The sequence below is a fragment of the Candidatus Arthromitus sp. SFB-turkey genome (genome assembly GCF_001655775.1).
GTDB classification, from domain to species: domain Bacteria; phylum Bacillota; class Clostridia; order Clostridiales; family Clostridiaceae; genus Dwaynesavagella; species Dwaynesavagella gallinarum.
Genome location: NZ_LXFF01000001.1, coordinates 1 through 1,576, shown reverse-complemented (window position 1 = coordinate 1,576; position 1,576 = coordinate 1). Strand labels below are relative to the sequence as shown.

Sequence of the window (1,576 nt, the reverse complement as noted above, 5' to 3'; positions counted from 1 at the left end):
AGGTGATCCAGCCGCAGGTTCTCCTACGGCTACCTTGTTACGACTTCACCCCAATCATCTGTCCCCACCTTAGACGGCTGCCTCCTTTCGGTTAGCCCACCGGCTTTGGGTGTTACAAACTCTCATGGTGTGACGGGCGGTGTGTACAAGGCCCGGGAACGTATTCACCGCGACATGCTGATTCGCGATTACTAGCGATTCCATCTTCATACAGGCGAGTTTCAGCCTGCAATCCGAACTGAGATGAGTTTTATAAGTTTTGCTCACTATCGCTAGTTTGCTTCTCTTTGTTCTCACCATTGTAGCACGTGTGTAGCCCTAAACGTAAGGGGCATGATGATTTGACGTCATCCCCACCTTCCTCCTAGTTAACCTAGGCTGTCTCGCTAAAGTGCTCAGCTCTACCTGTTAGCAATTAACAACAAGGGTTGCGCTCGTTGCGGGACTTAACCCAACATCTCACGACACGAGCTGACGACAACCATGCACCACCTGTATCCTTGCCCTTGCGGGCTTCCCTCATTACAAGGTAATTCAAGGTATGTCAAGTTTAGGTAAGGTTCTTCGCGTTGCTTCGAATTAAACCACATGCTCCACCGCTTGTGCGGGCCCCCGTCAATTCCTTTGAGTTTCAACCTTGCGGTCGTACTCCCCAGGCGGGGTACTTATTGCGTTTGCGACGGCACGGATTGTTATTCACAACCCACACCTAGTACCCATCGTTTACGGCATGGACTACCAGGGTATCTAATCCTGTTTGCTACCCATGCTTTCGAGCCTCAGCGTCAGTTACAGACCAGAGAGCCGCCTTCGCCACTGGTGTTCTTCCATATATCTACGCATTTCACCGCTACACTAGGAATTCCACTTACCTCTCCTGCACTCTAGTTAAACAGTTTTATGTGCTTTCTACAGGTTAAGCCTATATATTTAACACATAACTTACTCAACCGCCTACGCATCCTTTACGCCCAATAAATCCGGACAACGCTTGCCACCTACGTATTACCGCGGCTGCTGGCACGTAGTTAGCCGTGACTTCCTCTGCAGGTACCGTCCTTCCTCTTCCCTGCTAACAGAGCTTTACGATCCGAAAACCTTCTTCACTCACGCGGCGTTGCTCCATCAGGCTTTCGCCCATTGTGGAAGATTCCCTACTGCTGCCTCCCGTAGGAGTATGGGCCGTGTCTCAGTCCCATTGTGGCCGATCATCCTCTCAGACCGGCTACACATCGTCGCCTAGGTGAGCTCTTACCTCACCTACTAGCTAATGTGCCGCAGACTCCTCCTATATCAAGTCTCCCCTTTCACTATCTCCCCATGCGGTTAAATAGCTGTATGCGGTATTAATCCAATTTTCATCGGCCTATCCCCCAATATAGGACAAATTATCTACGTGTTACTCACCCGTTCGCTGCTAAAATATAAAGAGCAAGCTCTCCATATCTCCGCTCAACTTGCATGTATTAGGCACGCCGCCAGCGTTCGTCCTGAGCCAGGATCAAACTCTCATCCTTCTCATTACTCAAAATTAACGTTGACTTCTCTCTTACCTATTCAATTATCAATGATCTAT

1 rRNA gene is annotated in these 1,576 nt (G+C 49.4%); it reads right to left on the bottom strand.

Annotation, left to right across the window (positions count from 1 at the left end):
- Positions 1-1,517 (bottom strand): 16S ribosomal RNA (locus A6P36_RS00005).
- Positions 1,518-1,576 lie beyond the last annotated feature (59 nt).